This is a genomic window from Halarchaeum acidiphilum MH1-52-1 (assembly GCF_000474235.1).
Classification (GTDB): domain Archaea; phylum Halobacteriota; class Halobacteria; order Halobacteriales; family Halobacteriaceae; genus Halarchaeum; species Halarchaeum acidiphilum.
Genome location: NZ_BATA01000065.1, coordinates 1 through 14,403 on the forward strand (window position 1 = coordinate 1; position 14,403 = coordinate 14,403).

The following is a 14,403-nucleotide window of genomic DNA, read 5'->3' on the forward strand; positions in this document are numbered from 1 at the left end:
GAACCCTAGTCGGATTGAAGCAGTGAGCGGGTTGCGAGTGTGGTCGATGTGTTTGCGTGTTACAGACGAACCCTAGTCGGATTGAAGCGGTACGTTACCCTAACTGCGCCGACTGGTGAAAGCGGTTACAGACGAACCCTAGTCGGATTGAAGCTAACACGACGCCGCGCCACCGTGCCATCCTCTCCCAGTTACAGACGAACCCTAGTCGGATTGAAGCTCGTTTTGTGTCAAAGTCAGGTAGAAGCTGTTTTGAGTTACAGACGAACCCTAGTCGGATTGAAGCCGGCTCGCGAACGAGCCGGAGCCCGAGGAGTACTGGTGTTACAGACGAACCCTAGTCGGATTGAAGCTGGACTGTCATCTTCGAGAAGACCCTGATCCGCATGGTTACAGACGAACCCTAGTCGGATTGAAGCTGCCAGTGGGACTCAACGAGCCGCCAGTACGCATCGTTACAGACGAACCTTAGTCGAGGCCGCGTCGGCACTGTGTCCGCGAAGTCGAGGAGAGTGTCGTCTTCGAACTCCGCTTCGAGCGCGCCGCTGATTGGTTCTCCGGACGCCGTTTCGCGTCGGTCAGACCGACGTCAGTTCCACGGCGCGAAGTCGGGATCGATGCAGCGCTCGCGTTCGTCGACGGCGTCGATGGCGGCGATTTCGTCGTCGCTCAGATCGAGGTTTCGGGCGCCGAAGTTGTCGGCGATGTGTTCGCGGCCGGTCGCGCGCGGGACGGCGGCGACGTTCTCCTTTGCGAGGAGCCACGCGAGCGAGATCTGATACGGGCTGGCGTCGTGGGTCTCGGCGGCCGCCTGTACGGGGTCGAGGTCCGCGACCCGTCCCTGCGCGAGCGGGGAGTAGGCGACGGCCCAGTAGTCGTGTTCGCGCGCGTCGGCGCGCAGCTCTTCTTGCGGGAGGAGCGGGTGCATCTCGAACTGGTGGGCGGCGATGGGGACGTCGAGGATCTCGCGGGCTTCCTCGAGGTGTTCGGGCGTGAAGTTCGAGACGCCGATGTGTTCGATGAGGCCGTCGTCGTGGGCCTCCTGATAGGTGGTGAGCACTTCCTCGGCGTCGTAGACGCCGGTCGGCCAGTGGACGTAGCACAGGTCGACGGAGTCGGTGCCGAGGCGTTCGAGACACCCCTCGATGGCGCCGCGGACGTCCGCTGTTCGTTCGGGGACGTCGTGGTGGACGGTCTTGGTCGCGAGGAAGACGCTGTCGCGATCGACGGGCGCGTCGGCGATCCCGGCGCCGACGTACTCCTCGTTCTCGTACACCTGCGCGGTGTCGATGTGGCGATAGCCGACGTCGAGTGCGGTCTTGACGGCCTCGTATCGGCCCTCCTGATCGTCGTCGGTGTACGTCCCCAGTCCGAGTCGGGGCATCTCGATCGGCATGTGCGATCCTTTTCGTCGCGTCCCCTTCAAGGGTCGCTCCCCGGTCACGCCGACCTCCTTTTCCGCACGTTAAAGCCGATGGTCCCCGTGCGTCGAGACGTGACGACCTTCGTTCTCCTCCACGGCGCCTACCACGGCGCGTGGTGCTGGTATCGCGTCCGCGACGCACTCGAGTCGCGCGGACACGCGGTCGTGACGTTCGATCTCCCGGCGCACGGGATCGACACGACGCCGCCCGGATCGGTGACGCTCGACGACTACGTCGATGCGGCCTGTGCGGCGATCGATCGCGCTGCGGACGAGACGGTGCTCGTCGGGCACAGCATGAGTGGCGTCGTCGCGGCGGGCGCGGCGGAGCGTCGCCCGGACGCCCTCGACGCGACGGTCTACCTGACGGCGTATCTCCCCACCGACGGCGATTCGATGCTCGACCTGCGCGCGCCCGACACCGCCCTCGACGGGAATTTCGTCGTCGACGAGGATCGAGGGCTCGGAACCGTTCGAGAGGGGGCGCTGGACGACGTCTTTTATGGTGACTGCCCGCCGGAGGAGCGCGCGCTCGCACACTCGCTCGTCCGCGCGGAGCCGATGGCGCCACTATCGTCCGGTATCCCGCTCACCGACGCGAATTTCGGGCGCGTGCCGCGCGCGTACGTCGAGTGTACGGCGGATGCGACCATTCCGATCGCCCACCAGCGCGCGATGCGCGAGGCGACGCCGGTCGAGCGCGTCGTCACGCTCGACGCCAGCCACTCGCCGTTCCTCTCGTTGCCGGTCGAGACGGCGGACGCGCTCGAACGCGCGGCCGCCATCTGAGCGACCGCGAAGGTTATGGTCGGCTGACGCGTCAGGACGGCACGATGTATCCGAGATGGGGGTCGCGTCGATCGGCGCGACCGCGGGGCGATGGAGACGGGCGCTGATGCGAAGCGGCACGTACTCGCTCGTACTCCTCGTCGTCGGTTGCCTCGGGCTTTGTAGTGGTGCGACGATGTTTCTACGCGAGTTCCTCGGTGCGCCGGTGGCCGTCGCGACGGGGGCGCGCGTCATCGTCACCGGGAACGCGCTCGCGGGAGCGGTGGCGGTCGCTGCGAGCGTCGGGCTGATGGCCTTCGCCGCCGTCGTCTTCTGCGTCGCGCGGGGCAAGCACCGGCGTCGCGCCCGCCACTTGCGGCGGCTGTGATCGCCGGACGGATCCCGGATTCGGGCTTCGTCGAACCAGCGAAACACACGGCGGATTTATCCGTCCGTGACGATTCGAGGTAACACGATAGCCATGAAACTCGCTACGATCGGCGTCGGGAACGCCGGTAGTAAGATCGTTGACCGAATGCTCGAGTTCGAGTCGCGGACGGACCGGAACCTCTGCCGGCACGTCCACGCGATCAACACCGCGCGGACGGACCTCGCGAAGCCCGATTACATCCCGGAGGACCGTCGGCTCCTGATCGGTGACACGAACCAGAAAGCGAAGGGCCACGGTGTCGGCGGTGACGTCGAGATCGGCGCGGAGGTCGCGGAGGGCGACATCGACGAGATCCGGCGCACGTTCGACGACGTCGAGATCCACAAGGTGGACGCCATCCTCGTCGTCGCCGGTCTCGGTGGCGGGTCCGGGAGCGGCGGCGGCCCGGTCGTCATCGACGCGCTACAGGAGATGTACGACGAGCCGGTGTACGCGCTCGGCGTCCTCCCCGGCGAGTACGAGGGCGGGCGGCCGGCGCTGAACGCCGCGCGCTCGCTCCAGTCGTTCGTCTCGAAGGTGGACAACTTCATCGGCTTCGACAACGACGCGTGGCGGGCGCGCGAGCAGACCATCGAGGAGGGCTACGAGCAGATGAACCGCGAGCTCGCGGCGCGCCTCGTCACCCTCCTCGCGGCCGGTGAGACGGACGACTCCGACGTCGCCGAGAACGCGATGGACTCGAGCGACATCATCCGCACGCTCGACACGGGCGGGGTGTCCTCGATCGGCTACGCCGCGACGCCGGTCGACGACACCGAAGAGGGACTCCTCGACCGCTGGAGTTCCGATCAACAGCAGGTGAATCGGGACGACGGGAGTCAGGCGACGAAGATCAAGGGGCTCGTCCGCCGCGCCGTCAACTCGCGTCTGACGCTCCCGGGCGAGGTGTCGAGCGCCGATCGCGCGCTCGCCGTCATCTCCGGGCCGCCGAGCGAGTTCTCCCGGAAGGGCATCGAGAGCGCGCGCCAGTGGCTCGAACAGGAGGCCGACACGGTCGAGGTCCTCGTGGGCGACGACCCGCGCGAGGACTCCCCGCGTCTCTCGGCGGCGGTGCTCCTCTCGAACGTCACGGAGGCGCCGCGCATCAAGGAGATCCAGAATCAGGCCGTCGACGCGCAGGAGAAGATCGCCGAGCAGGAGGCCGTGCGCGAGGACGAGATCAACGACCTGATCACGGACGACAACAACGACCTCGATCCCGTCGTCTAGTCGATGAAGCTCGCACTCGTCGGCGTCGGTGAGACCGGCAGCCGGATCGTCGACCGCGTCCTCGAAGTCGAGGCGGACACCGGGCGGGCGTTCACTCGCGGGAACGCGCTCGTCTGCGACATCTCGCGAACGCCGACCGACGGGTTCGACGCCGTCCCCGAGGAGCAGCGCGTCCTGATCGGCGACACGCACGCGGCCGTCACCGCGGACGGTCTCGACGGCGAGGACGTCGATCTCGCCGCGGAGGTCACGCGCACCGACCTCCCGGAGATCCGCCGGGCGCTCGATTCGCTCGCGATCCACGACTCCGACGCCGTGCTCGTCGTCGCGGGACTCGGAGACGCGACGGGGAGCGGTGCCGGCTCGGTGCTCGTCGAGGAATTACAGGGGACGTACGACGAGCCGCTGTACGCCCTCGGCGTCCTCCCGGCCGACGACGACGGCGGGCGCGCGGCGCTGAACGCCGCGCGCTCGCTGCGCTCCATCGTCCCGACGGCCGACAGCACCCTCACGTTCGACCGTGAGATGTGGCCGGTGCGCTCAGATGGCGACGACGACGATCCCGCGATCCGCGCGCTGGCGACGCGCGTCGCGACGCTGTTCGCGGCGGGCGAACTCGACGCCGACGCGGTCGCCGAGAACGCGATGGACTCGAGCGACCTCATCCGCACGCTCGACCCCGGCGGAATCGCCTCGATCGGATACGCCTCGACCGACGTGCAGCCCGACGAACGGGGGGTCCTCGCGCGTCTGCTGGCGTGGTTCCGGAGCGACGACGACGCGGACGAGACGACGGACGCCGCGAAGGTGAAGGGGCTCGTTCGGCAGGCCGCCGGCTCGCGACTCACAACTCCGGCCGAGGTGTCGAGCGCCGAGCGCGCGCTCGTCGTGCTCTCCGGGCCGCCGAGCGAGCTCTCGCGGCGCGGCTTCGAGAGCGCGCGCCAGTGGCTCGAACAGGAGGCCGACACGGTCGAGATCCTCGCCGGCGACGACCCCCGGCCGCGGTCGTCCACTCTCGAGGCCGTCGTCCTCTTCTCGAACGTCACGGACGTCCCGCGGGTCGACGAGCTGCAATCGCGCGCCGTCGACACGCAGGACGCGCTCGCCGCCGAGTCGAGCGCGACCGGTGACGGGGCGACCGGCGAACACGAGACCGCAGTCGAGTCGCCGGACGACGAGTAGGCGTCGTCAGCGCCGCTGTCCCGTCTCTCGTTTCTGCGGGCGGACGGCATCGGCGAGCGTGACGAGGAGGCCGAGCGCCCACCCGATCGGCACGGCGAAGCCGAACCACATCGCGACGAACGCGAATCCCGCGAGGTCGAATTGCTGTCGGATGGCCGCGCCGAGACCTCCGACGCCGAGCACGTTGTCGAGGAGCCACGCCGCGAACGACGTGCTTCCGGGGAGGACGACGTTCCCGAGCGTCGGCGAGTAGAGCGCGGCCGTCACCGGCGGGAGGAAGACGGCCGCGACCGCGAACGGGTAGCTGAGGACGAGCGTCAGGGCGCGCGAGCGGTGGCGCGCGAACGCCCAGCTGAGGCCCACGGATACCGTCGCGACCACGCTCGCAGCGAGGACGGCTCTGAATCCGGCCGCTGGCAGGCGATTCCACGCGAGCGCCGTCAGCCCGCCCCAGACGACGGCGACGACGCAGCCGATGACGAGCACGCCGAGTCCGGCGACGATGCGGTCGATCCGCCGGCCGACGTATCGGACCCAGAAGCCGAGGGCCGCGAACGGATAGACGATGGCGATCAGGACGGCCCCGATGACGCTCCACAGCAGGTAGGCGACGCGCGCCGGCACTGCGTCGGGGCGCCACCCGCGGGCCGCGTACTCGTCGGTCGGGCGGTCGAAGGCGAGATCGCGCCACGCCGCCAACAGCCGCGCGAGGTCGATCTTCACCGCGGAGACGAGGTCCCGTGACGTTCCCATGATGCGGACGTATCGGCGGGGACGGCATTACTCTCCCGACTCGACTCGAGACGCGTGTCGTCCCGGCGGTCGTTATCCGAGGATGGCGCGAAGTGAGAAGACGACGGCGAGCAGCGCGGTCGTGAGCAGGCCGACGAGCAGCGCGCTCGCGTTGGCGACGCGGGAGTCGCTCCGGTAGAAGCCGGCCGCGACCGACCGATCGGACACCGGTGCGAACGGGCGGAGGACGAAGCGGTCTCGTCCGTGCGTCCCGCCATCGACGGCGATGTGGACGAGCCACGACCCGCCGATGGTCCCCGCGATGCCGAGCGCGATCGCCCCCCACGTCACCGGATCGACGGCCGTCCCGAGCATCGCCCGCACCTGCGTTCCGGCGCCGAGCACGAGCAGGTAGCACACCGGCGCGAACGCCACCGGCGCGAGGACGCTGTGCGGATATCCCCGTCGTCGCGCCCCCGTGAGCGATTCGAGCGCGTTCGGCAGCGGCGCGCAGCACGCGCCGAGCACGAGACAGCCGAGAAGCGCCGCTCCGGTCGCGAGAGTCGGCGCCAGCAGGTCCGCGCCGAGGAGAACGATCCCCCCGCTCGAAACGACCGTCAACACGACACCCAGATGTCCGCGAGTCTCCATTCACCCCGCTTTCGACGTTGCCGACCTTAAATTCTCGCGACGGCGTCCGACGCCCGTCAGTCGCCGAGGTTCGCGAGCGGATTGACGCGGGCGACCTGCCAGCCGGCGACGCCCGCGCTGAGGCCGCCGATGACGACGGCGATGATCGCTCCGACTGCGAACACCCACGACGGCGTGCAGGTCCACTCGCAGGCGGGATCAAAGAAGTCTCGAAAGTGACACCTCCCCGCGCCGCGGGACCGGTCACTCTCGGGCGTCGGGATGGAGGTGCGCGAGCCAGTGCGGGACGCGTCCGGGCGGAACGGTGCCGGTGACGTCCGCGTCGGCGCGCGCGCCGAGGAAGGTGAGCGCGGTCGTGACCCGCGAGGGATCGAGCTTCTCCTGTCGGCAGAGCGCCCACGCGTAGACGCCGAGCTGGAGACGAGAGCGCTGGTCGGCCTCGTCGGTGCCGTCCGCGAACGCCAATTTGAAGTCGTGGACGTACCAGCGGTCGCCGATCCGGAGGACGACGTCGGCCTGCGCGCCGACCTCGATGTCGAGGTCCGCGACGCTCGCGACCGTGTCGAGCGGCTCCTCGACGTAGACGGCGTCCGCGTCGTCGAGCAGTTCGTACAGGTCGGTCTCGGTGACCTGCGGGAGGACGGTATCGCGGAGGTAGTCGGCGATCGCCTCGCGTTCGGCCCGCGGAACGGCACGATCCATCTCCCGCCGTCGCCGAGCGATCGCGCGCGTGACGGCGTCGGTGGCGATCCCGTTCGCGTCCGCGCGGATCGCGGCGGCGTTCGCCCCGCCCTCGATGAGCGACGCGATCGCGTCGTGGGCGATCCGACCGACGTCACCGGGCGCGAGCGCGTCGAACGGCAGGGGATGACTCGGCGGGACGCGGCCGTACTCCGTCTCCAGTTGGTTGTCGAGGAGGGAGTCGAGGAGGTGGGCGTCGCGGTCGGTCGCGAGCGGGTGGAGCGCGCTCGCGGAGACGAATCGCAACGGGAACGCGTCGCGATCCTCGACCGGCGAGTCACGCGTGAGCGTCGGTGTCGACGTGGGACTCGGCCAGTCGGGACGGGGACTGACGGGGCCGCGACCGGGGACGTCGTTGACGGAGACGGCGACCTCCGTCGCGGTGCCGTCCGGTCTCGGGAGGGCGAGAGTGTGCGTCGCCCTGCTGGTGAGCGAGATCCCGTCGAGCGCGTCGGCGATGGCCGCGCTCCACGAGGTCGTCACCGTGGTCTCCGCGGCCGTGGCTTCGAGGGGGACGACGAGGTCGTCTCGCGCTCTGGTCATCGCGACGTAGAGGAGGCGCCACTCCTCGGCGCGCTTCGCGGCGGGGACGGCGGCGAGCGCCGGGGGACCGGCGTACCGCCGTGGGTCGTCGGCGCGAGCGGCGTTCGAGAACCAGCGCAGGCCGGCGTCCGACGCGTCGCGCGGCGAGACGGCGAACAGGCCGCTGTCGTAGCCCCCGACGGCGACGTCGCGCGTGTTCGCGTCGATCGACGGCGGGCGGAGCGCGAGCGCGTCCCCGTGGGCGACGAGCGTGTCGCGGAAGAGGGCGGGCGTGCGGATACGGTGAGCGGGATCGCCGAGCGCGACGGTGGACGCCTGATCCCCCTTCGTGGAGTGGATCGTGTCGAGGACGACGTCGGCGTCGGCCTCGTCGACCGGGAGGTAGACGGGAGCGAACCCGCTCTCGCTCTCGTCGTCGATCCGGGCGTCGAGGCGGTTGAGCGCCTCCGCTCGCGCGCCGTCGGTTCGTCGAGCGAGCCGGTCGAGGTGATCGACGATCGCGTCGCGAACGGCGAGCCGCCGGCGAGCCGTCGAGTCGGGGACGAGCGAGAGCGGATCCGGGCGTCGCGTCGCGGCACCGCTCGATCCCGTCGCTCCCTCGTCGACGCCCGGAACGAGGACGTCGAGGAGCGCGCGCGCGAGGTCCGGGAGCGAATCGCGGCGGCGACGTCGGAGGTCGGTCGCGAGCGACGCGAGCCGATCGAGGACGGGACTGACGGGCGCCTCGTCGGGGATCGATTCGGCGGCGGCCGCGACGTCCCAGTCGGCGGCCGCGACGGTCTCACGGAGGCGGCGACGCCGGCCGTCGTCGTCGTCGTCGGCATCCAGCGGACCGGTGGCGAACGACGCTCGGGTGCGCTCGGGATCGGTCGGGTCGTCGTCCAGCCAGCGGAGGAGGGCGACGACCACCTCCGTGAGCGACTGGTCGAACAGGGGTTCCGGGACGCCGACGGACAGCCCGCGCGCTTCGAGCGCGTCCCGGACGGCCGGCATGTGTTCGCGGTACCGGAAGAGGACGCGGATCGGTTCGTGCGCGCCCTCCCCGTCCGTGAGCGAGAGCTCGCCCGCGGCGAGCGCGCCCACGAGGTACTCGGCGAGCGCGCCCCCGGATCCGAGACCGTCGGCCGGCGGATCGTACCACGCGTCGGTCGCGGGCGACTCGTGCGGGGCGAACGTCGCGACGTGCAGGCTCGGATCGGCCGTCGCCGCACGGACCGGGCGCATCTCGGTGTACGTCCCCGCGTCCCCGCCGCCGCGATCCGGGTCGCGGAGGGCGGCGCCGGCGACGGCGTTCGTGGCGTCCGCGAGCGCGGGCCGCTGTCGATAGGTCCGATCGGCCGTCTCGACGGCGTGCGTCTCCCACTCGCGCCCGAGGTACTCGCCGTCCGCGATCGCCGCCCGGAAGAGAGCCGGCTCGGCGTTGCGCCACTGATTGATCGTCTGTTCGAGCTGGCCGTAGCAGAGGACGCGCGCGCCTCGCCCACGAGGGACGCGAGCGCCCGATGCTGGCCGGCCGAGACGTCCTGCGCCTCGTCGATGATCAGCGTGGAGAGCGCGGACTGCCATCGCTCGCGGAGGTACGCGCGTCGCTCCGCGATCGTCTCGTGGGGGACGCTCGCGCTCGCGGCCCGATGCGCGACCGCCGGATCGTCGAAGTACGCGGCGATCCAGTGGGCGCGATCGCGCTGCGCCACGATCCCCCGCTCGCGCGACTCGCTGTCGTACGCCGCCCGATACACCGCGTGGACGTCCGCGAGCGCGTCGATGCACGCGCCCCACTCGTCGTAGAGGTCCCGATCGGCCGCGAGCGCTCGCCGTCGGCGCGACCGATCCGCCGACCCCGTCCGCGCGGCCGCATCGCTCCCGGCGAACCGCTCGACGTCGCGAACGAGACCGTCGAACGACGCGGGCGCTCCGTCGGGATAGAACGCCCCGCGGGCGTCGCGGAGCGCCTCGCGGACGTCCGCGTTCGTCCACCCGCGGCCGCGGGCGTGCTCGAAGACGGAACGGAGCAGCGACGCGAGCACGTCCTCGTCGTCGTCGCGGCTCGCGTAGGCCTCGGTGAGCCGCTCGCGCGCGTCCCCGAGACGGTCGGCGCCCCGCACCGCCCGCATCGCCGCCTCGTGGAGTTCCTCGATCGCGATCCCGTCGTCGACGGTGACGTCCGTCGGGAACCCGACCTCGGGCGCGACGTCCTCGAAGACGCGGTGGAGGAGCGCGTCGATCGTCCCGACCGTCTCCGACGCGCGGAGGCGATACCTGAGTCGTTCGCACGCCGCCGACGAGACCCGCGTAGCCGCCGGCGTCCCGTCCGTCTCGACGAGCCGCGTGAGCCGCTCGTCGATGGCGTCGCGGAGGTTCGCCGCCGCGTTCCGGTTGAACGAGACGATCTGCACGCCCGCCGTCGGCCGATCGCATCCGCCCGCGACGCGTTCGAGGAGGAGGTCGCTCGCGAACCAGCTCAACGCGAACGTCTTGCCCGCGCCCGCGACCGCCGGCTGCACGAACACGCCGCTCGACGCCGCCGCCGCGGCCTCGATGAGCGCCCCCTGCTCCCTGTTCGGCGCGCGCTCCGCCTCCGCCTCCGCCGCGTCGTCGTGGTCGTCGTGATCGTCGTGGTCGTCGTGATCGTCGCCGGACATCACGGCGCCTCCGTCGAGTCCGCGGCGGCCGGCAGATCGAGCGCGTTCGCGAGCGCCGACGGGAGCGTCCGCCTCGAACGCAGGGCCGCGAGCGCATCCCCGTCGATCGGGCGCGCGTCCACCCGATCGAGGAGCGGGGAGGGCGGGCGCTCGACGCCGTCGCGATCGACGCGATGGCGGACGCAGACGAGCGCGCCGGTCGCGGCCGTCACCGCGTCGTGGAACTGATCGACGATCCGGTCCGTGTCCCACGCCGCGCGCGTCGCGAGCGGGAGCGGATCGGCCCCCCCTCCGCCCGCCCGGATCGCCGTCTGCAGGTCCCGCGGCAGCGGGCTCTCCGTTCGCGTCAGCCACTGGCCGTCGGTCAAGCCGACGACGACGACGAGCGGCCGCGAGACGCCCCAGACGTCGTTCGCCTCCAGCACGTCGATCGCGCTCGCGTCGGCGTGCTCGCGCCGCCCGGCGCGGAGTCCGGCCAGCGACTCGCAGAGCGACGCGACCGTCTCCCAATCCGGCGTCGCGTCCGCCGCCTCGGCGCGCGTCGCGTACTTCGACGCCACCTCCCCGAGCAGGTCGCGCAGCCGGACGACTGATCGCGCCGAGCGCGTCACCCCGCCGACGTCCGACGCGTCGCGCGCCCAGCGCTCCGCGACCACCGACTCCTCGGTCGCATCGACGAGCGGCCGCAGCGTCCGCGTCACCGCCTCTGGTGTCGGATTCCGGTCGCGATGCGCGCGCACCCAGCGGCGATACGCATCCACGACGGGGGCGGTCTCGATCGACGCTGCCAGCGCACACCACGTCTCGACCGGGCGTTCGCGCTCGGTCGCGTCGGTATCCCCCGACCGGTCGGCCGCCGCGTCGAGCGCGCTCCGGAGCCGCGACGCGCCCGTCGCAGGTATCGGCTCGATTCCACCGTCCGGTGCCGTCCACCCGTATTCGAGGGGGGCGACGAAGTCGCCGAGCGACACCGTCTCGGCCGCGAGGACGCGACAGCTCGCCGTGACGACGCGATACGGGAGCGTCTCGGTCAGCGGGAGCTGCGTCCACGTCGCCGTCCGCAGGCCGTATCGCTCCGCCGCAGCCGCGAGTCGCGCCTCGTCCTCGTCCGGCGCGCACGTCACGACGGCCACGTCGCGGGGCGCCCCGCCGGCGTCGAGCACCGCGCGAACGAGCGCCATCGCGTCCCGCGCCGCGTCGTGTCGCGTCCGCCCCGCCAGACCGAACGCGGGCGTCCCCGTCTCCGATCGTTCACCGTCCGTCACGACTCGAACACCTCCGCGCCGGGATCCTCGATCGACGCGTGCGCGGCCAGTCGGGACGCGATCCGCTCCCCCGTCGCGTGCCGCAAGTGGAGGTGGACGTCGACGCTCGTCTCCGCGCCGAGCGTGAGGAGGAAGTCGGCGAGCGTCGCGCTGAGCGTGCTCACGCCCGCGAGCGTCACCCGCTCGATCGAGGGATGGGACTCGCGCCACCCCCGATCCCCGTGCGCCGCGAGCGTCCGCGTCGCCGCGCGAATCACCGACGCCGTCGAGACGGCGTCGTCGCCGTCGGCCCGCTCCCGGAGCGCCGCGTGGAGTTCGACGGCCGCCGAAACGAGCGCCGCCGCGGCCCGATCGTCCGGCGCGTCGAGACCGCTCCCGCACGCCCGCATCGATTCGAGTCGCCGCGGATGCCAGCCCGTCACCGTCTCGACTTCCGCGCGCACCTGCTCCACGCGCTCGACTCGCTCAGACGGCCGCGCCCCCACGACGACCGCGAGGTCGCTCGCCCACTCCGCCCCCGACTCGCGCGCGTCCGCGAGGACCCGCTCGACGAAGTGGAGGCGATCGATCCGATCCAGCGTCTCCGTCCGCTCGTTCGCCGCGCCCGCGAGCCGCCGCGCGACGTCGATCGGCCGAGCGAAGCGGAACGCGCTCTGCGGACGCGACGCCGCGCGGAGCGCCCGCTGGAGGGTCCGACGATGCGCGCGAACCGGCGTCACGACGAGTTCGCGCGGCTCCTCGCATCGCTCTGCGCGCTGGACGAGCCGGGGAGATTCGTCGATCGCCACCGCCACCGGAAGCGCGTCACTCACTGCCGTCCCTTGCGCCGCCAGCGTTCATTTGCGTGCCGGTCGCGAACCGGACGGTTTCTCACAGCATCACGAAGGACGCAGCGCGTCTCTCGAACGACTCCGTGCGGTCGGAGGCTCCACCTCGAATCACGCTGAAGTCCTCACCACGCCAGTCCCTCGCAGATGCGAATCCACGCGCTTCAGCGCACGAGCAGTCGTCACTCCCCGACGCCCCGCCACCACATCGGTGACCGACCACCGAACCCGTATTTCCAAACACGCCTTCTCGACGCTCACGAACCCGTTTCTCTGCGAGTTAGGTCGCAACCAAACCCCATCTGGATCCCCGCAAGATACAGTGTATATCTGGATTTGGATGGTCGATCGGGGACGAGAGAACGGACGCATGGCGCGCGCTAGAGGGCGTAATCGGGTGATTCGAATGCTCGGTTCGGGGGCGCCGTCGCGCCCGCGATGCGTCCAAAATCGATCGCCGTCTCTCGGTTTTCGATGCGGGTGATCGACGTCGTCGCGGCCGATGGGGATGGGGGACGCGTCGTCGAGTCGGGATCCGCGACGCGGACCATCACTGCCGAATTCTGGCGCCGTGGGCGTCGAGTCGCCGCTCTCGGGCCGATCAGGTATGCGTCTCGTGGCGCGACGCCGTCGATCCGCGACCGCGTTCGGCCGTCCGGCCGCCGTCGCTTCTCCTCCTCACCGACCGATATCTGCCTTTGACACTCTTCCTTGCGGGGATTCGGACCGGTTTTGGTTCGCGTCGGCTCGTACTCGAGTGGGCACGTGACGGTGGAGCCGCATGGGGCGGAGCGATCGACGCCACGATCGCCGTCGTACGATACCCGGACCATGACGCTGTTCGGGGACGATACGGTGTCGCTCTCCACCACGGAGAGTCGCGTCCGATGTAGTCTTGCCCTGCCCGACGCGGACGATGGCTACCAACGGCAGTACCTTGACTCAGATACGTGGAGCGTCACGGAAAGCACGCTCACCGCCCGTGACGACGACTACTTCTTGCACATCGGCTTCCGCCGACACAAGAACGATACCGAACGGAACACCGCCGAGGACGGAACGGTTCTCGGGGTTGACCTCGGTATCGAAACTCTCGCCGTTACAAGCACCGCCTACTTCTTCAGCGGTCGGGAGCTAACTCACGGCCTCCGCGAGTTTGAGAAGGTACGCGCCGGACTCCAACAGACCGGGACGCGAAGCGCCCACCGGACGCTCGACCAGTCGAGTGGCCGGGAACTTCGCTATGTCCGCGACGTCCTCCACCGCGCGTCGAACGCCATCGTAGACGAAGCACTCCGGTACGAGTGCGACGTGATCGCTTCGTGCTTCGTCTGATTTTACATCCGGGTACATATGCCGGTGCTCCTCGAAAACCACGACGCCGAGATCGACCTCCGGCCTGGAACTACGAAGTCAGATATCGTGGCGTACCTCTATCGAAACCCCGAATGGGGATACTCCCCACAAGACCTCACAGAGGCCCTCGATATCCCACGGGGGACAGCGACAACGACCCTCAAACGCCTCTACGACGACGACTACGTCGGGAAAACCGACGACGGCTACTACCACGCTCTCCACGAACGAGACGACATCCGCCGATACGTCTCAAGTCTCGATCAAGTCCATCGGATGTTCGGACAGCACCGCGCTCCAGACGCCACACCGGACAGCCCCGAGAAACAACTCGGAGAAAACCGTACTGACGAAGACCTCGAAGAAGAACTCACAGCACTCGAAAACGACCGAAATGAGTAGGCTGTCTGCGGGGGACCATTCGCGCCACGAATGGTCCCGTCCTCGTCACCGGCGCACCGATCCCCATCAGCGCGTACGAACGCGCGAGTACGCCCTCCGCGTGGCCCGTCACTATCGACGGCCACGACGTCGACGTCGCCCGCTACCCGCTCCCTGCGTGACGTGTTCGCGGCACCGGCACGGCGCAGCCGAAGCGGGTCGCCGTTGACGA

At 70.2% G+C, this 14,403-nt stretch carries 12 protein-coding genes, 1 pseudogene and 1 CRISPR repeat array; of the genes and pseudogenes, 6 read left to right on the forward strand and 7 right to left on the reverse strand.

The window, feature by feature from the left end:
* Nucleotides 1–58 precede the first annotated feature (58 nt).
* Nucleotides 59–419: direct repeats of the CRISPR family, unit length 30 nt; unit sequence GTTACAGACGAACCCTAGTCGGATTGAAGC.
* Nucleotides 420–589: 170 nt separating this feature from the next.
* Nucleotides 590–1,396 (reverse strand): aldo/keto reductase, encoded by an 807-nt coding sequence (locus tag AOZ13_RS10760; RefSeq protein WP_021780568.1) that lies wholly within the window; start codon nt 1,394–1,396, stop codon nt 590–592.
* Nucleotides 1,397–1,495: 99 nt separating this feature from the next.
* Between AOZ13_RS10760 and AOZ13_RS10765 the strand changes: the two genes are divergently transcribed.
* From AOZ13_RS10765 to AOZ13_RS10780, 4 genes are all read left to right on the forward strand, one after another.
* The gene (locus tag AOZ13_RS10765; protein WP_159103065.1) at nt 1,496–2,212 is read left to right on the forward strand and encodes an alpha/beta fold hydrolase; all 717 of its coding nucleotides are present in this window, start codon (nt 1,496–1,498) and stop codon (nt 2,210–2,212) included.
* Between the two features lie 106 nt (nt 2,213–2,318).
* The gene (locus tag AOZ13_RS10770; protein WP_148294587.1) at nt 2,319–2,579 is read left to right on the forward strand and encodes a hypothetical protein; all 261 of its coding nucleotides are present in this window, start codon (nt 2,319–2,321) and stop codon (nt 2,577–2,579) included.
* A gap of 93 nt (nt 2,580–2,672) precedes the next feature.
* Nucleotides 2,673–3,851 (forward strand): tubulin/FtsZ family protein, encoded by a 1,179-nt coding sequence (locus AOZ13_RS10775; RefSeq protein ID WP_020222035.1) that lies wholly within the window; start codon nt 2,673–2,675, stop codon nt 3,849–3,851.
* Between the two features lie 3 nt (nt 3,852–3,854).
* Nucleotides 3,855–5,033 carry a tubulin/FtsZ family protein gene (locus tag AOZ13_RS10780; protein ID WP_021780570.1) on the forward strand — a complete coding sequence of 393 codons (1,179 nt, stop codon included), beginning with the start codon at nt 3,855–3,857 and terminating at the stop codon, nt 5,031–5,033.
* Nucleotides 5,034–5,039: 6 nt separating this feature from the next.
* Here the strand turns inward: AOZ13_RS10780 and AOZ13_RS10785 are convergent, their stop codons facing one another.
* From AOZ13_RS10785 to AOZ13_RS10810, 6 genes are all read right to left on the reverse strand, one after another.
* Nucleotides 5,040–5,786 carry a hypothetical protein gene (locus tag AOZ13_RS10785; RefSeq protein WP_020222032.1) on the reverse strand — a complete coding sequence of 249 codons (747 nt, stop codon included), beginning with the start codon at nt 5,784–5,786 and terminating at the stop codon, nt 5,040–5,042.
* Between the two features lie 72 nt (nt 5,787–5,858).
* Entirely contained in the window at nt 5,859–6,416 is a 558-nt protein-coding gene (locus AOZ13_RS10790; protein WP_020222031.1) for a hypothetical protein, read from the reverse strand.
* A 243-nt stretch (nt 6,417–6,659) separates the two neighbouring features.
* Nucleotides 6,660–7,700, reverse strand: coding sequence for a PD-(D/E)XK nuclease family protein (locus tag AOZ13_RS15760; protein ID WP_394324680.1), 1,041 nt, complete (start codon nt 7,698–7,700; stop codon nt 6,660–6,662).
* Entirely contained in the window at nt 7,697–10,342 is a 2,646-nt protein-coding gene (locus AOZ13_RS15765) for a UvrD-helicase domain-containing protein (protein ID WP_081706796.1), read from the reverse strand. Before AOZ13_RS15765 ends, AOZ13_RS15760 begins: the two co-directional genes overlap by 4 nt.
* Entirely contained in the window at nt 10,342–11,607 is a 1,266-nt protein-coding gene (locus AOZ13_RS15770) for a PD-(D/E)XK nuclease family protein (protein ID WP_021780572.1), read from the reverse strand. Before AOZ13_RS15770 ends, AOZ13_RS15765 begins: the two co-directional genes overlap by 1 nt.
* A complete protein-coding gene (locus tag AOZ13_RS10810) occupies nt 11,604–12,419 on the reverse strand; it encodes a hypothetical protein (protein WP_148294588.1) in 816 nt (271 codons plus the stop codon). The genes AOZ13_RS15770 and AOZ13_RS10810 overlap by 4 nt, the downstream gene beginning before the upstream one ends.
* Nucleotides 12,420–13,247: 828 nt before the next feature.
* Here AOZ13_RS10810 and AOZ13_RS10815 point away from each other — a divergent pair.
* Nucleotides 13,248–13,754, forward strand: a pseudogene (locus AOZ13_RS10815) (transposase); the annotation flags it as partial.
* Nucleotides 13,755–13,787: 33 nt separating this feature from the next.
* Entirely contained in the window at nt 13,788–14,192 is a 405-nt protein-coding gene (locus AOZ13_RS10820; protein ID WP_020221980.1) for a MarR family winged helix-turn-helix transcriptional regulator, read from the forward strand.
* Nucleotides 14,193–14,403: the final 211 nt, after the last annotated feature.

Coding starts and splice junctions, on each gene's coding strand:
- AOZ13_RS15765 (WP_081706796.1), bottom strand. CDS start 10,342: ATGTCCGGCGACGATCACGACGACCACGACGATCACGACGACCACGAC.
- AOZ13_RS10785 (WP_020222032.1), bottom strand. CDS start 5,786: ATGGGAACGTCACGGGACCTCGTCTCCGCGGTGAAGATCGACCTCGCG.
- AOZ13_RS10820 (WP_020221980.1), top strand. CDS start 13,788: ATGCCGGTGCTCCTCGAAAACCACGACGCCGAGATCGACCTCCGGCCT.
- AOZ13_RS15760 (WP_394324680.1), bottom strand. CDS start 7,700: ATGACCAGAGCGCGAGACGACCTCGTCGTCCCCCTCGAAGCCACGGCC.
- AOZ13_RS10770 (WP_148294587.1), top strand. CDS start 2,319: ATGCGAAGCGGCACGTACTCGCTCGTACTCCTCGTCGTCGGTTGCCTC.
- AOZ13_RS10790 (WP_020222031.1), bottom strand. CDS start 6,416: ATGGAGACTCGCGGACATCTGGGTGTCGTGTTGACGGTCGTTTCGAGC.
- AOZ13_RS10775 (WP_020222035.1), top strand. CDS start 2,673: ATGAAACTCGCTACGATCGGCGTCGGGAACGCCGGTAGTAAGATCGTT.
- AOZ13_RS10760 (WP_021780568.1), bottom strand. CDS start 1,396: ATGCCGATCGAGATGCCCCGACTCGGACTGGGGACGTACACCGACGAC.
- AOZ13_RS10780 (WP_021780570.1), top strand. CDS start 3,855: ATGAAGCTCGCACTCGTCGGCGTCGGTGAGACCGGCAGCCGGATCGTC.